The sequence below is a fragment of the Olavius algarvensis spirochete endosymbiont genome (assembly GCA_900608495.1).
Classification (GTDB): Bacteria; Spirochaetota; Spirochaetia; order DSM-2461; family DSM-2461; genus UBA2779.
Window position 1 is genome coordinate 1 of the sequence record UWYT01000010.1, and the last position, 1163, is coordinate 1163.

At 40.0% G+C, this 1163-nt stretch carries 1 protein-coding gene; it reads right to left on the reverse strand.

The features are described from left to right. Positions 1–907, reverse strand: a 907-nt coding sequence (locus tag S1OALGB6SA_RS00085) for an argininosuccinate synthase (RefSeq protein ID WP_230204311.1), incomplete at its 3' end; no start/stop codon positions are given. Positions 908–1163 lie beyond the last annotated feature (256 nt).

Genomic DNA, 1163 nt, shown 5'->3' on the forward strand with positions numbered 1-1163 from the left:
CTCTGGCGACTGATTGCTTAAATTCAATTTGCTTTTTTGACAAAGTCAGTGATTCTAGTTCGGCGTGAGCAGTATGTAAGATTGAAGCCGCTGGAGCCTCATAGATTTCTCTGGATTTTATCCCAATAACACGATTCTCAATCATATCAATTCGTCCGATACCATGGTTTCCACCCTCAGAATTCAATGATTCTATAATGTCAAGAAAACTATATGATTCTCCGTTTAGCGCCACAGGAAGTCCTTCTACAAAGTCTATTTCAATTTCAGCTCCTCTGTTTGGTGTTTTTTCAACTGGTCTGGTAATTCTATATATTTCTTCAGGCGGGGATTCCCAAGCATCTTCTAAAACATCGCACTCAATGCTCCTTCCCCAGATATTTTCATCGATACTAAAAACGCTAAGATTTTCGGATATCTGAACGTCCAGCGATTCCTGATAGTCCTTGGCTAAACTTCTTTTTACTTGATTGTCTCGGATAGGAGCCAGTATTTCTATTCGGGGGTGTAGGAAACGTATTGTATGTTCGAATCTTAATTGATCGTTGCCTTTGCCACTACACCCGTGAGCAATGATGTCAGCGGACTTCTCAATTGCAACTTCAACGAGCTTCCTAGCGATAAGCGGTCTACCGAGAGCCGTAGCCAACGGATATTTGTTTTCATATAGCGCCCCTGCACGAAGAGCATTGGCAATAAAATCATCAGCAAATTCCTCTCTTAGGTCATAAACTAAAGCTTCCCGGGCTCCCTGCGAAATGGCCTTTTCCTGAACTTGTTTCCAATTTTTTTCATTGCCGATATTGATTGTAACGGTAACTACTTCATATCCATCATCCATTAGTTTTTTTAAGCTAAGAGTTGTGTCCAATCCGCCAGAATAAGCTAAAATAACTTTCGATTTCATATTTACTCCCTATTCCAAGAATTTATGAATATGCATCCAATATGTACAAACATATTCATGTATACCGAATCTCAGGCATCAGTCAACGACAGGTTTTCACGAAGTTTGAACACCGAGGTTTTATATCTGCCTGTATAATTAGACAACTCTATTCCCATCTAAGCCGACACAATTTAGTAGCGTTCTAAGTTTTCCTGCTAAACCTTTCCGGTTACGGCTGATTGTGTACTTCTAACATATGCCATCAAATCCTTGT